16 protein-coding genes are annotated in these 14,530 nt (G+C 72.8%); 12 read left to right on the plus strand and 4 right to left on the minus strand.

Annotated features, from left to right (window positions below):
• A partial coding sequence (locus VGE38_RS07275; RefSeq protein ID WP_331141867.1) for a biotin/lipoyl-containing protein occupies positions 1–367 on the minus strand: 367 nt, incomplete at its 3' end.
• Between the two features lie 241 nt (positions 368–608).
• On the opposite strand from VGE38_RS07275, the gene VGE38_RS07280 reads away from it, so the two are divergent.
• From VGE38_RS07280 to VGE38_RS07290, 3 genes are all read left to right on the plus strand, one after another.
• Positions 609–941, plus strand: coding sequence for a hypothetical protein (locus VGE38_RS07280; protein WP_331141868.1), 333 nt, complete (start codon positions 609–611; stop codon positions 939–941).
• Positions 942–978: 37 nt separating this feature from the next.
• The gene (locus VGE38_RS07285) at positions 979–1,677 is read left to right on the plus strand and encodes a hypothetical protein (RefSeq protein ID WP_331141869.1); all 699 of its coding nucleotides are present in this window, start codon (positions 979–981) and stop codon (positions 1,675–1,677) included.
• A gap of 77 nt (positions 1,678–1,754) precedes the next feature.
• Entirely contained in the window at positions 1,755–3,194 is a 1,440-nt protein-coding gene (locus VGE38_RS07290; RefSeq protein ID WP_331141870.1) for a PepSY-associated TM helix domain-containing protein, read from the plus strand.
• A gap of 101 nt (positions 3,195–3,295) precedes the next feature.
• Here the strand turns inward: VGE38_RS07290 and VGE38_RS07295 are convergent, their stop codons facing one another.
• Positions 3,296–4,822, minus strand: coding sequence for a leucyl aminopeptidase (locus VGE38_RS07295; RefSeq protein ID WP_331141871.1), 1,527 nt, complete (start codon positions 4,820–4,822; stop codon positions 3,296–3,298).
• A 32-nt stretch (positions 4,823–4,854) separates the two neighbouring features.
• Between VGE38_RS07295 and gcvT the strand changes: the two genes are divergently transcribed.
• The 9 genes from gcvT (at position 4,855) to VGE38_RS07340 (ending at position 13,548) form a co-directional block, all read left to right on the plus strand.
• A complete protein-coding gene (gene gcvT / locus VGE38_RS07300) occupies positions 4,855–5,970 on the plus strand; it encodes a glycine cleavage system aminomethyltransferase GcvT (protein ID WP_331141872.1) in 1,116 nt (371 codons plus the stop codon).
• Between the two features lies 1 nt (position 5,971).
• Positions 5,972–6,229: a hypothetical protein gene (locus VGE38_RS07305; protein WP_331141873.1), complete on the plus strand. Its 258-nt coding sequence runs from the start codon at positions 5,972–5,974 to the stop codon at positions 6,227–6,229.
• Positions 6,230–6,258: 29 nt separating this feature from the next.
• Positions 6,259–7,617 carry an NCS2 family permease gene (locus VGE38_RS07310; RefSeq protein ID WP_331141874.1) on the plus strand — a complete coding sequence of 453 codons (1,359 nt, stop codon included), beginning with the start codon at positions 6,259–6,261 and terminating at the stop codon, positions 7,615–7,617.
• An 8-nt stretch (positions 7,618–7,625) separates the two neighbouring features.
• Positions 7,626–8,471: a PhzF family protein gene (locus tag VGE38_RS07315; protein WP_331141875.1), complete on the plus strand. Its 846-nt coding sequence runs from the start codon at positions 7,626–7,628 to the stop codon at positions 8,469–8,471.
• 27 nt (positions 8,472–8,498) lie between these two features.
• Complete coding sequence (locus VGE38_RS07320; protein WP_331141876.1) at positions 8,499–9,308, plus strand: thymidylate synthase; 810 nt, start codon at positions 8,499–8,501, stop codon at positions 9,306–9,308.
• 5 nt (positions 9,309–9,313) lie between these two features.
• Positions 9,314–9,826, plus strand: a complete 513-nt coding sequence (locus VGE38_RS07325) for a dihydrofolate reductase (RefSeq protein ID WP_331141877.1) — start codon at positions 9,314–9,316, stop codon at positions 9,824–9,826.
• A 123-nt stretch (positions 9,827–9,949) separates the two neighbouring features.
• Entirely contained in the window at positions 9,950–10,957 is a 1,008-nt protein-coding gene (locus VGE38_RS07330) for an LLM class F420-dependent oxidoreductase (protein WP_331141878.1), read from the plus strand.
• Complete coding sequence (gene dapA / locus VGE38_RS07335; RefSeq protein ID WP_331141879.1) at positions 10,954–11,844, plus strand: 4-hydroxy-tetrahydrodipicolinate synthase; 891 nt, start codon at positions 10,954–10,956, stop codon at positions 11,842–11,844. Before VGE38_RS07330 ends, dapA begins: the two co-directional genes overlap by 4 nt.
• 18 nt (positions 11,845–11,862) lie before the next feature.
• The gene (locus VGE38_RS07340) at positions 11,863–13,548 is read left to right on the plus strand and encodes a ribonuclease J (RefSeq protein ID WP_331141880.1); all 1,686 of its coding nucleotides are present in this window, start codon (positions 11,863–11,865) and stop codon (positions 13,546–13,548) included.
• A 3-nt stretch (positions 13,549–13,551) separates the two neighbouring features.
• Here VGE38_RS07340 and VGE38_RS07345 read toward each other — a convergent pair whose 3' ends face one another.
• On the minus strand, positions 13,552–14,214 hold the full coding sequence (locus VGE38_RS07345) for a lysoplasmalogenase family protein (RefSeq protein ID WP_331141881.1): 663 nt from the start codon (positions 14,212–14,214) through the stop codon (positions 13,552–13,554).
• A partial coding sequence (locus tag VGE38_RS07350) for a hypothetical protein (protein ID WP_331141882.1) occupies positions 14,208–14,530 on the minus strand: 323 nt, incomplete at its 5' end. The genes VGE38_RS07350 and VGE38_RS07345, both read right to left, overlap by 7 nt.

Raw genomic sequence — 14,530 nt, forward strand, 5'->3', positions numbered from 1 at the left:
CGGGCTGCTGCGCCGGTGCGGACTCGGCAGCCGCGGGCTGCTGCGCCGGCGCCGACTCGGCAGGCGCCTCCTGGGCCGCCGCCGACTCGGCGGGCGCGGGCTGGTCGCCGCCACCGGCAGGTGCCTCGTTGGAGTCACCGACGACGGCGAGCACGGCGCCGACCTCGACGGTGTCGTCCTCGTTGACGCGGATCTCGAGCAGCGTTCCGGCCACCGGCGACGGGATCTCGGTGTCGACCTTGTCGGTCGAGACCTCCAGCAGCGGCTCGTCCACCGCGATGGTGTCGCCGACCTGCTTGAGCCAGCGGGTGACGGTGCCTTCGGTGACGGATTCGCCGAGTGCCGGAAGAGTTACGTCGGTGGCCATGAAATTCCTTCGCTCGCTTCGTTGGTACGGGTAGTTCTACCGGTCTGCCGGACGCGGTCGGGAACCGGCTCGCCCTACCCGGCGGTAGCCTCGAACCACGGTGTCCAACCAGCCGCGAGAGACCTCCGGCTCGGCTGTGCGGGCCGCGTCGGCGGCCTCGTCGAGGGACACGAGGACATCTTGACACCTCGTTGGTCGGACTCGGCACCCGGCCGGGCCGCGGCAGGGCAGACTTGGGGCCATGTCGTTCCTCGATCGCTTCCGGCGAGCCCGGCCGCAGGCGGCCCGCCGACCCGGCTCCGGCGGCGTCGACATCGCCCACCTGGCGGAGTTCGTGGCCACCCGCCGAGGCGTCGAGGGCTTCGTCGAGCCGCGCACCGCCGTCGCCGACGTGACGCTGCTGCTGGTCGCCAGCGACGGCGAGTGGACCCGGCGGCGCGTGCCGTCGGTCCGCTGGGCCCACGAGTTCTGCAACGACAACCGCGTTCCGTCGTACGACGCCGCCGTGGTCGGCGTCCCGCAGCGGATGCGGGAGTACAACCGCCGGATGAAGCAGCAGCGCGGCAACCTCTGAGGCAGCCACCGCTGGCCGGATGGGAGACTCGACCGCCGTGAGGACGACGATGGACCCGTGCCTGCTGTGGGCGCGCGCCGGCATCGTCGGCCTCACCGCCTTCGTGCTCGGCACGGTCGGCCACGTCACCGCCGACGGCCTGCTGCCCGGGCCGGTGATGCTCATCGTGCTGGCCGCGGCGTCGGTCCTGCTCAGCGCCCCCGTGCTCGCGCGGCCCGCCACGCCGGCCCGGCTGCTGACGCTGCTGGTCGGCGGTCAGACCGTGATCCACACGCTGCTCACCGCCACGGCCGGCCACACCGGCGACGCGGCGCGCCCGCACCACGAGGTGGCTGCGCGCCACCTCGCCGAGACGCTGCCGGTCGTCGACGGCCGCCGGGTGGGGTCGTTCCAGGACGCGCTGGCGGCCGGCAGCGTCGAACCGAGCGCGGGCGCACCCGCACTGCCGGTCGGGCACCTGGTCGACCACCTGACCGCGCACGCGCCAATGATGGCGGTCCACCTGGCCGCCGCCGCGCTCGTCGCGCTGTGGCTCGCCCACGGCGAGCGCTGCCTGTGGACCGTGCTGGCGCTGCTGGCACACCGCATCACCGTGGTCGTGCTGACCGCGCTGCCCGTCGTACCACGTCCCGCCTCGCTGCGCCGCTACGCCCGCGAGCTCGCTCCCGCCGGCCCGCGTTCGGTCTGGCTGACCCGCCCCGACAGTCGGCGCGGGCCCCCGCTTCTCCTCGCCTGACCGCACCCCTCGCCCGGCCGCACCGGCCCGGCGTCATCCCGCCCTGCCCGCAGGGTCGTGCTCTTCGAGGAGAACCCATGCCCGACGTCCGCGCATCCGCGCGCCCACGTACCCCCTCCCATCCCGAACCGGGCCGCCCGAGCGGTCCAGGCTGGTTCCGCGCCGTGTGGCGCTGGCACTTCTTCGCCGGCTTCCTGGTCGCGCCGGTCCTGCTGGTCCTGGCCACCACGGGGCTCATCTACCTGTTCCGCTTCCAGCTCGAGCCGTTGCTGCACCCGGACCTGATGCGCGCCGAGCAGGCGCCGCACAGCGCGCGGCAGTCCTACGCCCAGCAGCTGGCGCGCGTCGAGATCGCCTATCCGGGCTCGACGGCGGTCTCGCTCGCCGAGCCGCGCGACGCCGATGCCCCGACGGTCGTGTCCGTGGTGACGGCCGAGGGGAAGCCGCGCGACGTCTACGTCAACCCGTACGGCGCCGAGGTGCTCGGCTCGCTGGACCCGGACCGCACCCTGTCGGGTGCCGCGGTGCGGCTGCACGCCGACCTGATGGCCGGGCGCTGGGGCGACCTGGTGCTCGAGCTGGGCGCCTGCTGGGCGGTGGTCATGGCTCTGACGGGCTACTACCTGTTCGTCCGGGGCTGGCGGGCGCGGCGACGTGCCCGTCGCTCCGGGCGCCCCGGCAGTCGACTGCGCTCGCGCCACGGTCTGACCGGCGCGCTCGCCGGCGTCGGGCTGCTCGCGCTGCTGGTCACGGGGCTGCCGTGGACCGGCGTCTGGGGCGCCCAGGTGCAGTCGCTCGCGACCCGCGCCGGGTCGTCGCTGTGGAGCCTGGACCCCGGCGCCCTCAGCAACCCCACGTCCCGGCTCGACGAGTCGTTGCCGCACAGCCACCAACAGGACGTGCCGTGGGCACTGGGCGGCACCGAGGTGCCGTCCTCCCAGCCGCCGGCCGAGGGCGAGCAGGGCCGCAACGTCGCGAACGTCGACACCGCGATCGCCGTCGCCTCCGCCGCCGGGCTGCGGCACCCGATGACGGTGGCACTGCCGGCCGAGGAGGACGCCGGCGGCGTGTACTCGGTGATCGGCTACGCGTTCGACGCGCCGTCGGACGAGCGCACGGTCCACGTCGACCGGTTCGGCGGCCAGGTGGTGTCGACGTACGGCTTCGCGGACTACCCGGCGCTCGCCAAGGTGGTCGCCCAGGGCATCGGTCTGCACGAGGGCCGCAGCCTCGGACTGTGGTCGTTCTGGGGCGCGGCGCTGATGTGCGTGGCCATCGTGGTGGCGTGTGTGACCGGACCGCTGATGTGGTGGCGGCGGCGTCCGCGCGGCCGCTCGCGGCTCGGCGCGCCACGCGGCCGGATGCCGATCCGCGCCACCCCGATGCTGGCCGTCGGTCTCGTCGTGCTGGGGCTGGTGCTGCCGGTGTTCGGAGCGTCGCTGCTGGTCGTGCTGGTCCTCGACCAGCTGGTGCTGCGACGGGTGCCGGCGCTGGCGGCGTGGTTCGACGCGACCTAGCGACGCCGCCCGCCGTCCCCGTTGGTCGAGCAGTGAGGCCTGGCGCTCGCTGCTCGACCAGCGGGGTGGCCTCGGGCTGCTCGACCGGCGAGGGTCGCCGGTCAGGCGAGGCTGCGGACGTACTCCACCAGCGTGGTGACGCCGGTGCCGGTGCCTCCCGCGGTGACGTGGCCGTACGGGCCACCTGTGTTGAACGAGGGACCGGCGATGTCGAGGTGCGCCCAGGGCACGCCGGCGGTGAACTCGCGGAGGAACGCCGCGGCGTACAACCCGCCGCCCCAGCGGATCCAGTCGTGCTGGGAGAGGTCGGCGACCTTGCTGGACCGAATCCGCTCGCCCATGATCTCCGGGATCGGCATCGGCCAGCTCTCCTCACCGGCCCGCTCCGCGGCGGACAGCACCGCCTCGACCACGTCGGCAGTGCCCATCACGCCGGTCACCTTGTCGCCCAGTGCGGCGACCATATGGCCGGTCAGTGTGGCGACGTCGACGATCACGTCGGGCTTGCGCTCGGTGGCCAGCACCAGCGCGTCGGCCAGGAGCAGGCGGCCCTCGGCGTCGATGTTGGTCAGCTCCACGGTGGTGCCGCCGCGGATCGTCAGGACGTCGCCGGGACGCGACCCGGTGCCCGAGATCATGTTCTCGGCCATCGGCAGGAACGCCGAGATCCGCACCGGGACGCCGAGAGCGGCCAGTGCGAGCGTGGCGTTGGCGACGGCGGCAGCGCCGGCCATGTCGGACTTCATCGTCGCCATGCTGCCGCCCGGCTTGATGGTGAGACCGCCGGAGTCGAACGTGATGCCCTTGCCGACCAGCGCCACGTGGGCGACCGCGTCCTCGGGCTCGTAGGAGAGCTCGACCAGCCGGGGCGGCGCCGCCGAGGACAGGCCCACGCTGAGGATGCCGCCGCAGCCCAGCTCGGCGAGCGCCTGCTCGTCGTGAACCGTCACCGACACCTGGGGCGCGCCCTTGCCGGCAGCCTTGACGGCCGCCTTGTTGTGCTCCGCGACGGCGGCGGCCACGGTGTCGGCGAGAGCCGGAGGGGTCAGATGCGCCGGCGGGGTGTTGACCCAGTCGCGGGTCCGGGCGACGGCACCGGCCAGGAGCAGGCCCTCCTGCAGTGCGGCGACGCACTCGGCACGACGCGCGGCCGGGCTGAGCACCACGACCTCGCCAGGAGCCGTCGTGTCGCTGGGCTTCTTGTACGCCGTGAACGCGTAGCCGCCCAGCAGATAGCCCTCCGCGACGGCCCGCACCAGCTCGGGAGTGCCGGCCGGGAGCGCCAGGGCCACCGACGTGGCGTTCGGCACCGAGCGCGCAGCCGCACCCGCGGCCCGGCGTACGGCGTCCGGGCCGGTGTCCTTGCCGAGCCCCACCAACACCAGCAGGGACGTGGCGACCTGCTCGCCGGCCGGGACCCGGACCACCTCCCCGGCACGACCGGTGACGCCGAGCGTGGCCAGCAGCGGACGGAGTCGGCGGCCGTAGGCGGCGGTGACGTCCTCGGCGCCCGGTGCGAGCGTCAGTGCTCCCTTGGCGTCCTGCAGCACACCGACCACGACGGCCTCGGCGCGGGTCTTGGCAGGGCTGGCGCTGCGCAACGACAGGTGGGGCTGGTGCGAGGTCACGCCGCTGAGACTACTGCGGTAGTTTCCCGGGCATGCCTGCCGATCTGCGCCAGTCACCGCTCCACGACCGCCACGTGGCACTGGGTGCGAAGTTCGCGGAGTTCGGCGGCTGGTCGATGCCGGTGGAGTACCCAGGTGAGCAGGGCGGCGTCTTGAAGGAGCATGCCGCCGTGCGCGAGGCCGTGGGCATCTTCGACGTCAGCCACCTCGGCAAGGCCCTGGTGGCGGGGCCCGGCGCCGCTGCGTACGTCAACGCCACGCTGACCAACGACCTGCGACGGATCGCTCCCGGCCAGGCGCAGTACACGCTGTGCTGCGACGAGGAGACCGGCGGCATCGTCGACGACCTGATCGTCTACTACCGCGACGACGAGCACGTGCTGCTGGTGCCCAACGCGGCTAACACCGCCGAGGTCGTGCGCCGGCTCGCCGCGCAGGCGCCCGACGGCGTGACCGTCACCGACCACCACCGCGACTACGCCGTGCTCGCCGTTCAGGGGCCCCGCTCGGACGAGGTGCTGACCGCGGTCGGCCTTCCCGTGGGCCACGACTACATGGCCTTCGAGGAGGCCGAGTTCGAGGGCGTCGGGGTGGTGGTGTGCCGGACCGGCTACACCGGCGAGCGCGGCTACGAGCTGATCGCCGTCAACGGCGTCGCGGGCGCGCTGTGGGACCGGCTCGTGGCCGCCGGCGCGGAGCTCGGCCTGCTGCCCTGCGGCCTCGGCGCCCGCGACACGCTGCGCACCGAGATGGGCTACCCCCTGCACGGCCAGGACATCTCGCCGGAGACCACCCCCAACCAGGGCCGCCTGGGCTGGGCGGTCGGCTGGGACAAGGAGACGTTCTGGGGCAAGGAGGCCATCGTGGCCGAGCGCGAGGCCGGACCGCGGCGGGTGCTGCGCGGCATCGTGGCCACCGGTCGCGGCATCCCGCGGCCCCACATGCAGGTCTCGCTGACCGAGCACGTCCCGGTCGGGGAGGTCACCTCCGGCACCTTCTCGCCCACCCTGAAGAAGGGCATCGGCCTGGCACTGGTCTCGACCTCGGTCGACCCTCAGGCCGAGGTCGGCGTGGACGTCCGAGGTCGCCGGGAGATCTTCCAGCTCACCAAGCCGCCGTTCGTGCAGCCGTCGGTCCGGGAGGCCTGAGATGAACCTGCCCGACCTGCCCTCCCCGTTCCGCCAGCCGAGCGCCGCCGACCGGCCGTGGTGGTGGCGCCTCGAGGACGCCGCCGGCCAGGAGGTCACCGTCGAGGAGACGTATGCCGACCAGCGGTTCCCCTCCCAGGGGGATGCCGAGTCGTGGATCGGTGAGTTCTGGGCCGAGCTGAAGGAGCGTGGCGTCGACGCCGTCACCCTCTTCGAGCTGGACCGCGAGGTCTACGGCCCGATGTCGTTGCACGCCTGATGTCCCAGTTGAGGAGTCCCCGAACCGACATGCCGCTCCTGCACCGCCTCTTCCGTGTCTCCGAACGTGAGAGCACCGGGCGCACCGAGGTCCTCGCGGGCCTCGTGACGTTCGCGACGATGGCCTACATCCTCGTCGTCAACCCCGCGATCCTCGGGAGCCTGCCCGACCACACCGGCGCCACGCTCGACCACGCCCAGCTGGTCACCGTCACCGCCCTGGTGGCCGGAGTGATGACCATCGCGATGGGCCTGGTGGCCGACGTACCCATGGCCCTGGCCGCAGGCCTCGGCGTCAACGCGTTCGTCGCCTTCACCCTCGTCGGCGGGCGCGGGCTGACCTGGCCGGAGGCGATGGGCGTCATCGTCGTCGAGGGCCTGGTCATGCTGCTGCTGGTCCTCGTCGGGCTGCGGGAGGCGATCATGAACGCCATCCCCGACGCCCTCAAGCGCGCTCTCGCCGGCGGCATCGGGCTGTTCATCGCCCTCATCGGACTGGTCAACGGCGGCATCGTCGAGCACCCCGAGGCCGGCACCATCGTCGCCCTGGGCGAGGGGTTCGCCTCGTGGAACACGCTGGTCTTCGTCATCGGGCTGGTCGCCATCCCCGTGCTGATGGCCTGGCGGGTCCCCGGAGCGCTCCTCATCGGCATCGTCGTCGCGGCCGCGGCCGGGCTCCTCGTCAACGCGTTCGCCGACGGCACGCCGGTGGCGGGCGCCGAGCTGCCCGACTCCGTCGCCGCACTGCCCGACTTCGGCCTGGTCGGCGAGTTCAGCTTCGACTTCGTCGAGGTGCTCGGCATCGGTACGGCGGCCGCGCTGGTCGTCACCGTGCTCATGGCGAACTTCTTCGACGCCATGGGCACCGCGCTGGCGATCGGCCGCGAGGCCAACCTCACCGACGAGAACGGCCAGCTGCCGCAGATGCGCCGGGTGCTGATCGTGGAGTCGGTCGGCGCCATCGCGGGTGGCGGTGCGTCGGCCTCGTCGAACACGATCTTCGTGGAGAGCAGCGCGGGCGCGGCCCAGGGCGGTCGCACCGGTCTGGCCAACATCGTCACGGGTGCGCTGTTCCTGCTGGCGATGTTCTTCGCGCCGCTGGCGGGGATGATCCCGTCGGCGGCGACCGGGCCGGCCCTGGTCATCGTCGGCGCGCTGATGATCAGCCAGATCGCCGGGGTGGACTGGTCCGACGTGGGCGTGGCCGTCCCGGCCTTCGCGACGGTCGCGCTGATGCCGTTCACCTACTCGATCGCCAACGGCGTGGGCGCCGGGATGGTGCTCTACGTCCTGATCGCGGTCGGCCGCGGGCGGTGGCGCGACGTGCACCCGCTGCTGGCGGTGGTGGCGGTGGTGTTCGTCTGGTACTTCCTGCGCGGACCCATCTAGGCCGTCCCGTGAGCCGCCACGAGTCGCGCCGCGAGCACGAGTTCCGCCAGGTCGACGTCTTCTCCGCCGCGCCGCTGTTGGGCAACCCCGTGGCGGTCGTCCACGACGCCGACGGGCTCACCGAGGAGCAGATGGCGTCGTTCGCGCGATGGACGAACCTGTCGGAGACGACGTTCCTGCTCACGCCGACGGACCCGGCGGCCGACTACCGGCTGCGGATCTTCACGCCGGGTGGCGAGCTGCCGTTCGCCGGGCACCCCACGCTCGGGTCGGCGCACGCCTGGCTGGAGGCCGGGGGAGTGCCGGCCGCGGACGACCTGGTCCAGGAGTGCGGGGCCGGACTGGTCACCGTGCGCCGCGAGGGCGGCGCCCTGGCGTTCCAGGCCCCGCCGCTGACGCGGTCGGGCCCGGTGTCGGACCCGGACGTCGCCGCGATCTGCCGGGCCCTGCGCCTCACCGGTGCCGACGTCGTCGACACGGCCTGGATCGACAACGGCCCGGGCTGGGTGGGTGTGCTGCTGCGCGATGCTGACGCGGTGCTGGCGCTCGAGCCGGACTGGGCGGCGTTCGGCGACCTCAAGATCGGTGTGGTCGGCCGCTACGCCGACGGGCCGGTCGCCGTCGAGGTGCGCGCGTTCTGCCCCGGGTACGGCATGCCCGAGGACCCCGTCACGGGCTCCCTCAACGCCGGGCTGGGGCAGTGGCTGGCGGGGACGCGGCTGCCGACGGCGTACGTCGCCTCCCAGGGGACCGTGCTGCAGCGCCGCGGCCGGGTCCGGGTGACCCGCGAGGGCGACGCGGTGTGGGTGGGCGGCGACACGCTGACGACCGTCGTCGGACGCGTCGCGCTGTGACCGGCCCCGGGCTCTAGGCTGGCCTGCGTGCGTGCCTACCTCGACCTCGTGCAGCGGATCCTCGACGAAGGCGTCGAGAAGGGCGACCGCACCGGCACCGGGACGCTGAGCGTGTTCGGGCACCAGATGCGGTTCGACCTCTCGCAGGGCTTCCCACTGGTGACCACGAAGAAGGTCCACACCCGCTCGGTCTTCGGCGAGCTGCTGTGGTTCCTGCGCGGCGACACCAACGTGAAATGGCTGCAGGAGCGCGGCATCACGATCTGGGACGAGTGGGCCGACGAGAACGGTGACCTCGGCCCGGTCTACGGCCACCAGTGGCGCTCGTGGCCCACGCCCGACGGCCGCCACGTCGACCAGCTCGCCCAGGTGGTCGAGGACCTCCGGACCAACCCCGACAGCCGGCGCCACATCGTCAGTGCCTGGAACGTCGCCGACATCCCCGACATGGCGCTGGCGCCGTGCCACACGCTGTTCCAGTTCTACGTCGCGCCCCAGACCGACGGCCCCGGCCGGCTGTCGTGCCAGCTCTACCAGCGCTCCGCCGACGTGTTCCTCGGCGTGCCGTTCAACATCGCCTCCTACGCGCTGCTGACCCACATGGTCGCCCAGGTCACCGGCCTCGAGGTCGGCGACTTCGTGCACACGCTCGGTGACGCGCACCTCTACCTCAACCACCTCGACCAGGCCCGGCTGCAGCTCACCCGTGAGCCGCGGCCGCTGCCGCGGCTGGTGCTGAACCCGGGGGTCACCGAGCTCGACGCGTTCGAGCTCGATGACATCGCGGTCGAGGGGTACGACCCGCACCCGGGCATCAAGGCCCCGATCGCGGTCTGACGCCGATGCTCTCCGAGAATCCCGACGAGCAGCTCGAGTCCCTGGGCAAGCGGGTCGTGCTGGTCGCCGCGGTGGCCGAGAACGGCGTCATCGGCAACGGCCCCGACATCCCGTGGCGGATCCCCGGCGAGCAGGCGGAGTTCAAGGCCCTCACCCTGGGGCACACGCTGCTGATGGGCCGCACCACCTTCGAGTCGATCGGCCGTCCGCTGCCGGGTCGCACCACGATCGTGCTGACCCGCGACCCGGGCTGGTCCTCCGACGGCGTCCTCGTGGTCCACGACGTGGTCGACGCGCTCGCCGAGGCGGCCGCCCTGCCCGGAGACCTGATGGTCGCCGGCGGCGCGCAGGTGTACGCCGCCGCGCTGCCCTTCGCCGACGAGCAGGTCATCACCCGGGTGCACCTCTCGCCCGAGGGCGACGTCCACTACCCGGCGTACGACGAGGACGAGTGGGTCGAGACGCGCCGCGAACCGGGGGAGGCCTACGACCGGGTCTGGCTGGTCCGACGCACCTGACGCGCCGGGTGGGCCCGGGTGGACGTCATACGAGCTGGTTGCCGGGGCGACCGGACTGTATGACGTCCGCCCGGTGCCCGACGGCGCCCGGTGCGGTTGCCCGGGGCTGGCAGGCTGTCGCCCATGGAGCTGCGCATCTTCACCGAGCCCCAGCAGGGTGCCACCTACGACGACCTCCTCGCGGTTGCGAGCACGGCCGAGGAGCTCGGCTTCGGGGCGTTCTTCCGCTCCGACCACTACCTGACGATGGGTGGCGACGGACTGCCCGGCCCCACCGACGCGTGGACGACGCTGGCCGGCCTGGCCCGGGAGACCAGCACGATCCGGCTGGGCACGCTGGTCACCAGCGCGACCTTCCGGCTGCCCGGCCCGCTGGCGATCCAGGTCGCGCAGGTCGACCAGATGTCCGGTGGCCGGGTCGACCTCGGCCTCGGCGCCGGCTGGTTCACCGCCGAGCACGAGGCCTACGGCATCCCGTTCCCGTCGACCGGTGAGCGGTTCGACCGGCTCGAGGAGCAGCTGGAGATCATCACCGGGCTGTGGGCGACCCCCGGCGACGGCTCCGGAGGGTTCGACTTCGCCGGTCGTCACTACCAGCTGAAGGGCAGCCCCGGACTGCCCAAGCCGGCCCAGACCTCCGGCATCCGCGGCGGGACCCCGATCGTGATCGGCGGCCACGGCCGGAAGCGGACGCCGGCACTGGCCGCGGCCTACGCCGACGAGTTCAACGTGCCGTTCGCCAGCGTGGCCGACGTGGAGACCCAGTTCGGCCGCGTGCGCGCCGCCGTCGCGTCCGCCGGTCGGCCGGCCGACTCGATGACCTACTCCGCCGCGCTCGTCGTCTGCGTCGGGGCCGACGAGGCCGAGGTCGAGCGCCGCGCCGCGGCGATCGGACGGGAGAAGGACGAACTGCGCGAGAACGGCGTCGCCGGCACGCCGGAGGAGGCGGTCGCCACGCTGCAGGCGTACGCCGAGGTCGGCGTCGAGCGGGCCTACCTGCAGGTCCTGGACCTGGCCGACCTCGAGCACCTGCGGCTGATCGCGGCCGAGGTCGCGCCGCGGGTGTGTCGTGTCCGGCCCGCCGTGGCTGGTCGGAGCAGCCATGGCCGGGCGATAGGCTGGCCCGCATGACCCCCGCTGCACCGTTCGGCACCGTCCTGACCGCGATGGTCACCCCCTTCAAGGAGGACGGGTCGCTCGACCTGGACGGTGTGCAGCGGGTCGCGAAGCACCTGGTCGACCACGGCCACGACGGCATCGTCGTGTCGGGAACGACCGGTGAGTCGGCGACGACCACCGTCGCCGAGGACGCCGAGACGCTCGCCGCGGTCAAGGACGCGGTCGGTGACCGCGCGATGGTCGTCGCCGGCGTCGGCACCAACGACACCCGCACCACCGTCGAGCTCGCCCAGCAGGCCGAGAAGCTCGGCGTGGACGGCCTGCTCCTGGTGACGCCGTACTACAACAAGCCCGGGCAGCGCGGCATCCTGCAGCACTTCCGCCAGGTCGTCGACGCCGTCGCGACCCCGGTGATGCTCTACGACATCCCCGGCCGCACCGGCACCAAGATCGCCCTGGAGACGTTCCGCGAGATCGCGGAGTGGGGGCGGGTCCTGGCCGTCAAGGACGCCTCCGGTGACGTTACCCAGGCCGTCGCGCTGCGCGAGCTCGGCTTCGCCGTCTACTCCGGCGACGACGCCCTCACACTGGGGTTCCTCGCCTACGGCGGCTGCGGCGTGGTGTCCGTGCTCGGCCACGCCGCCGGGTCCCAGATCCGGGCGATGGTCGACGCGTTCCTCGCCGGCGATCTCGCCACCGCCCAACAGCTCAACACCCGGCTCCAGCCTGCCCTCGCCGCCGTGATGGGAGCGCCCAACTACGGCGCCACCACCGCCAAGGGCGCGCTGCAGCTGCTGGGAGTCCTCGACAACCGCACCGTGCGCTCGCCGCTCGCGGCGCTGGACGACCAGGAGTACGCCGCACTGCGTGAGGGACTCACCGCCAGTGGCCTGCTCTGATTCCTGACAAGGAGATCCATGTCCCACCCGCATCCCGAGCTCTCAGCGCCAGCCGAACTGCCGAAGGGAGCCCTGCGGGTCATCCCTCTCGGTGGCCTGGGCGAAGTCGGCCGCAACATGACCGTCTTCGAGTACGACGGCCGGCTGCTCATCGTCGACTGCGGCGTCCTCTTCCCGGAGGACCACCACCCCGGCGTCGACCTGATCCTTCCCGACTTCGCCGCGATCCGGGATCGGCTCGAAGCCGTCGAGGCGCTGGTGCTGACGCACGGCCACGAGGACCACATCGGCGCGACGCCGTACCTGCTGCGCGAGCGGCAGGACATCCCGCTCGTCGGTTCCGAGCTCACCCTCGCGCTGCTCGGCTCCAAGCTGCGAGAGCACCGGCTCAAGGAGACCGTCCATCACAAGGTCAAGGAGGGCGACCGGATCAGCTTCGGGCCCTTCGACCTGGAGTTCGTGGCGGTCAACCACTCCATCCCCGACGCGCTCGCGGTCGCGATCCGCACCGGCGCCGGGCTGGTGCTCCACACCGGCGACTTCAAGATGGACCAGCTCCCGCTGGACGGCCGGATCACCGACCTGCGCGCCTTCGCGCGGCTGGGGGAGGAGGGCGTCGATCTGTTCCTGACCGACTCCACCAACGCCGAGGTGCCCGGCTTCACCACCGCCGAGCGCAAGATCACCCCGGCGATCGAGCAGGTCTTCCGGGAGTCGTCCCAGCGCATCATCGTCGCCTGCTTCGCCTCCCACGTGCATCGCGTCCAGCAGGTGCTCGACGCCGCGGTGCAGCACGGCCGCAAGGTCGCGTACGTCGGCCGCTCGATGGTCCGCAACATGCAGATCGCCTCCGACCTGGGCTACCTCCACGTCCCCGAGGGCGTGATCATCGAGGCCAAGCACCTCGCCGACTACCCGCCCGAGCGCCAGGTGATGATCTCTACCGGCTCGCAGGGTGAGCCGATGAGCGCCCTGTCCCGGATCGCGCAGCGCTCCCACAACTTCGTGCGCATCGAGCCGGGCGACACCGTGCTGCTCGCCTCGTCGCTGATCCCCGGCAACGAGAACGCCGTCTACCGGGTCATCAACGGACTGGCCCGGCTCGGCGCCCACGTGGTGCACAAGGGCAACGCGCTGGTGCACGTCTCCGGCCACGCCTCGGCGGGCGAGCTGCTCTACTGCTACAACATCGTCAAGCCGCGCAACGTGATGCCGGTGCACGGCGAGATCCGGCATCTGCAGGCCAACGCGGAGCTGGCCCGGCTCACGGGGGTCGAGAACGTCGTCCTGGCCGAGGACGGCGTCGTCGTCGACCTCGTCGACGGCGTCGCCCGGGTCGCCGGCAAGGTGGAGTGCGGCTACGTGTTCGTCGACGGCCAGTCCGTCGGCGACCTCACCGAGTCCGAGCTCAAGGACCGCCGCATCCTGGGCGAGGAGGGCTTCGTCTCCGTCATCGTGGTGGTCGACTCCGTCAGCGGGAAGGTCGCCGCCGGGCCGGAGATCCACGCCCGCGGCAACGTCTGGGACCCGGCCGCCTTCGACGAGATCCGGCAGCCGATCGTGGACGCGCTGGACCGTGCCATCGCCGACGGCGTCACCGACACCTACCAGCTGCAGCAGACGATCCGCCGGGTCATCGGCCGCTGGGTCTCCGACACCCACCGCCGGCGCCCGATGATCGTCCCGGTCGTCCTGGAGGCCTGAGCCTCACAGCGAGGAGAGGACGCCGTACGCCAGCAGGCCCTGGCTGAGGTGGTAGGTGGCCATGATGGCCACGCCGTCGACGCCGCGCTCGCGACGGAAGTCGTGGCGGGCGAGGTCGAGGGCGATGAGCGCGTCGCTCACCGTGAAGAGGGTGGCGCCGAGCGCGACCACCGGCTCGCCGGTGCGGAAGGCGACCACGGTCATGGCCGCGATGACCAGCGTGTACGCCGCCAGCGGCACCGCCAGCCGGGCGCCGGCGACCCGCAGGGCCGAGGGCACCACGTGGCGCGTCGCGACCGTGACCACGAGCAGTACCGGCACCACGAGCCACCACCATCCGGCAGCGTCCAGACCGAGGGCGTCGAACGCGACCAGGTAGGCGAGGTGGCCGACGAGGAACGCCGCCACCCCGGCCAGGAAGCGGCCCTCGGTGTCGCCGAGCAACGCCAGGTCGCCGAGCAGGCCGAGGCACAGCGCGACGACGAGCCAGGCTCCCGGCGCCGTCCCGAGCGCACCGGCGGAGAGCACGGTGGCGACCAGCGCCACCATCGTCAGCAGCTTGGCCCACCACTCCAGTCGACGGCGGCCGCAGGCGACCGCGATCCAGTCGGTCCCCGCGGCGGCGGCGGTGGTGGCGGCGAGGATCCAGGTCGGCCAGGTCAGCACAGGGGAAGCGTGCCGTACTCGCCGGTAAGGCCGCCTGCGACACGCACCTCTGTGATGCGTGGGACTGGTGTGGTTGTGAAATAGGTTGGTCCCATGGCGACCCGTACGTCTTCCCCGCCGGGGTCGCGGAGCACGAGCACGTCCTCGTCCAACCGAGGAGGCTCGGGCGCCCGATCCCGGAGTGCCGGAACCAAGTCCTCCCAGCCGACGACCCGTGCCCGGTCCAAGGCGGCCCCGGCGCGCAAGCCGGCCGCCCGCACGCCCAGCGGCCGCGGCACCACCGCGAAGCGGCCCGCGCCGCGGGCGGTGCGCACCG

This window comes from Nocardioides sp. (assembly GCF_036405735.1).
In the GTDB taxonomy this organism is placed as follows: Bacteria; Actinomycetota; Actinomycetes; order Propionibacteriales; family Nocardioidaceae; genus Nocardioides.

What these genes read in the sequence shown, in the direction of transcription:
- VGE38_RS07280 (WP_331141868.1), top strand. Translation starts at nt 609, where the DNA reads ATGTCGTTCCTCGATCGCTTCCGGCGAGCCCGGCCGCAGGCGGCCCGC.
- VGE38_RS07290 (WP_331141870.1), top strand. Translation starts at nt 1,755, where the DNA reads ATGCCCGACGTCCGCGCATCCGCGCGCCCACGTACCCCCTCCCATCCC.
- gcvT (WP_331141872.1), top strand. Translation starts at nt 4,855, where the DNA reads ATGCCTGCCGATCTGCGCCAGTCACCGCTCCACGACCGCCACGTGGCA.
- VGE38_RS07305 (WP_331141873.1), top strand. Translation starts at nt 5,972, where the DNA reads ATGAACCTGCCCGACCTGCCCTCCCCGTTCCGCCAGCCGAGCGCCGCC.
- VGE38_RS07310 (WP_331141874.1), top strand. Translation starts at nt 6,259, where the DNA reads ATGCCGCTCCTGCACCGCCTCTTCCGTGTCTCCGAACGTGAGAGCACC.
- VGE38_RS07325 (WP_331141877.1), top strand. Translation starts at nt 9,314, where the DNA reads ATGCTCTCCGAGAATCCCGACGAGCAGCTCGAGTCCCTGGGCAAGCGG.
- VGE38_RS07330 (WP_331141878.1), top strand. Translation starts at nt 9,950, where the DNA reads ATGGAGCTGCGCATCTTCACCGAGCCCCAGCAGGGTGCCACCTACGAC.
- dapA (WP_331141879.1), top strand. Translation starts at nt 10,954, where the DNA reads ATGACCCCCGCTGCACCGTTCGGCACCGTCCTGACCGCGATGGTCACC.
- VGE38_RS07340 (WP_331141880.1), top strand. Translation starts at nt 11,863, where the DNA reads ATGTCCCACCCGCATCCCGAGCTCTCAGCGCCAGCCGAACTGCCGAAG.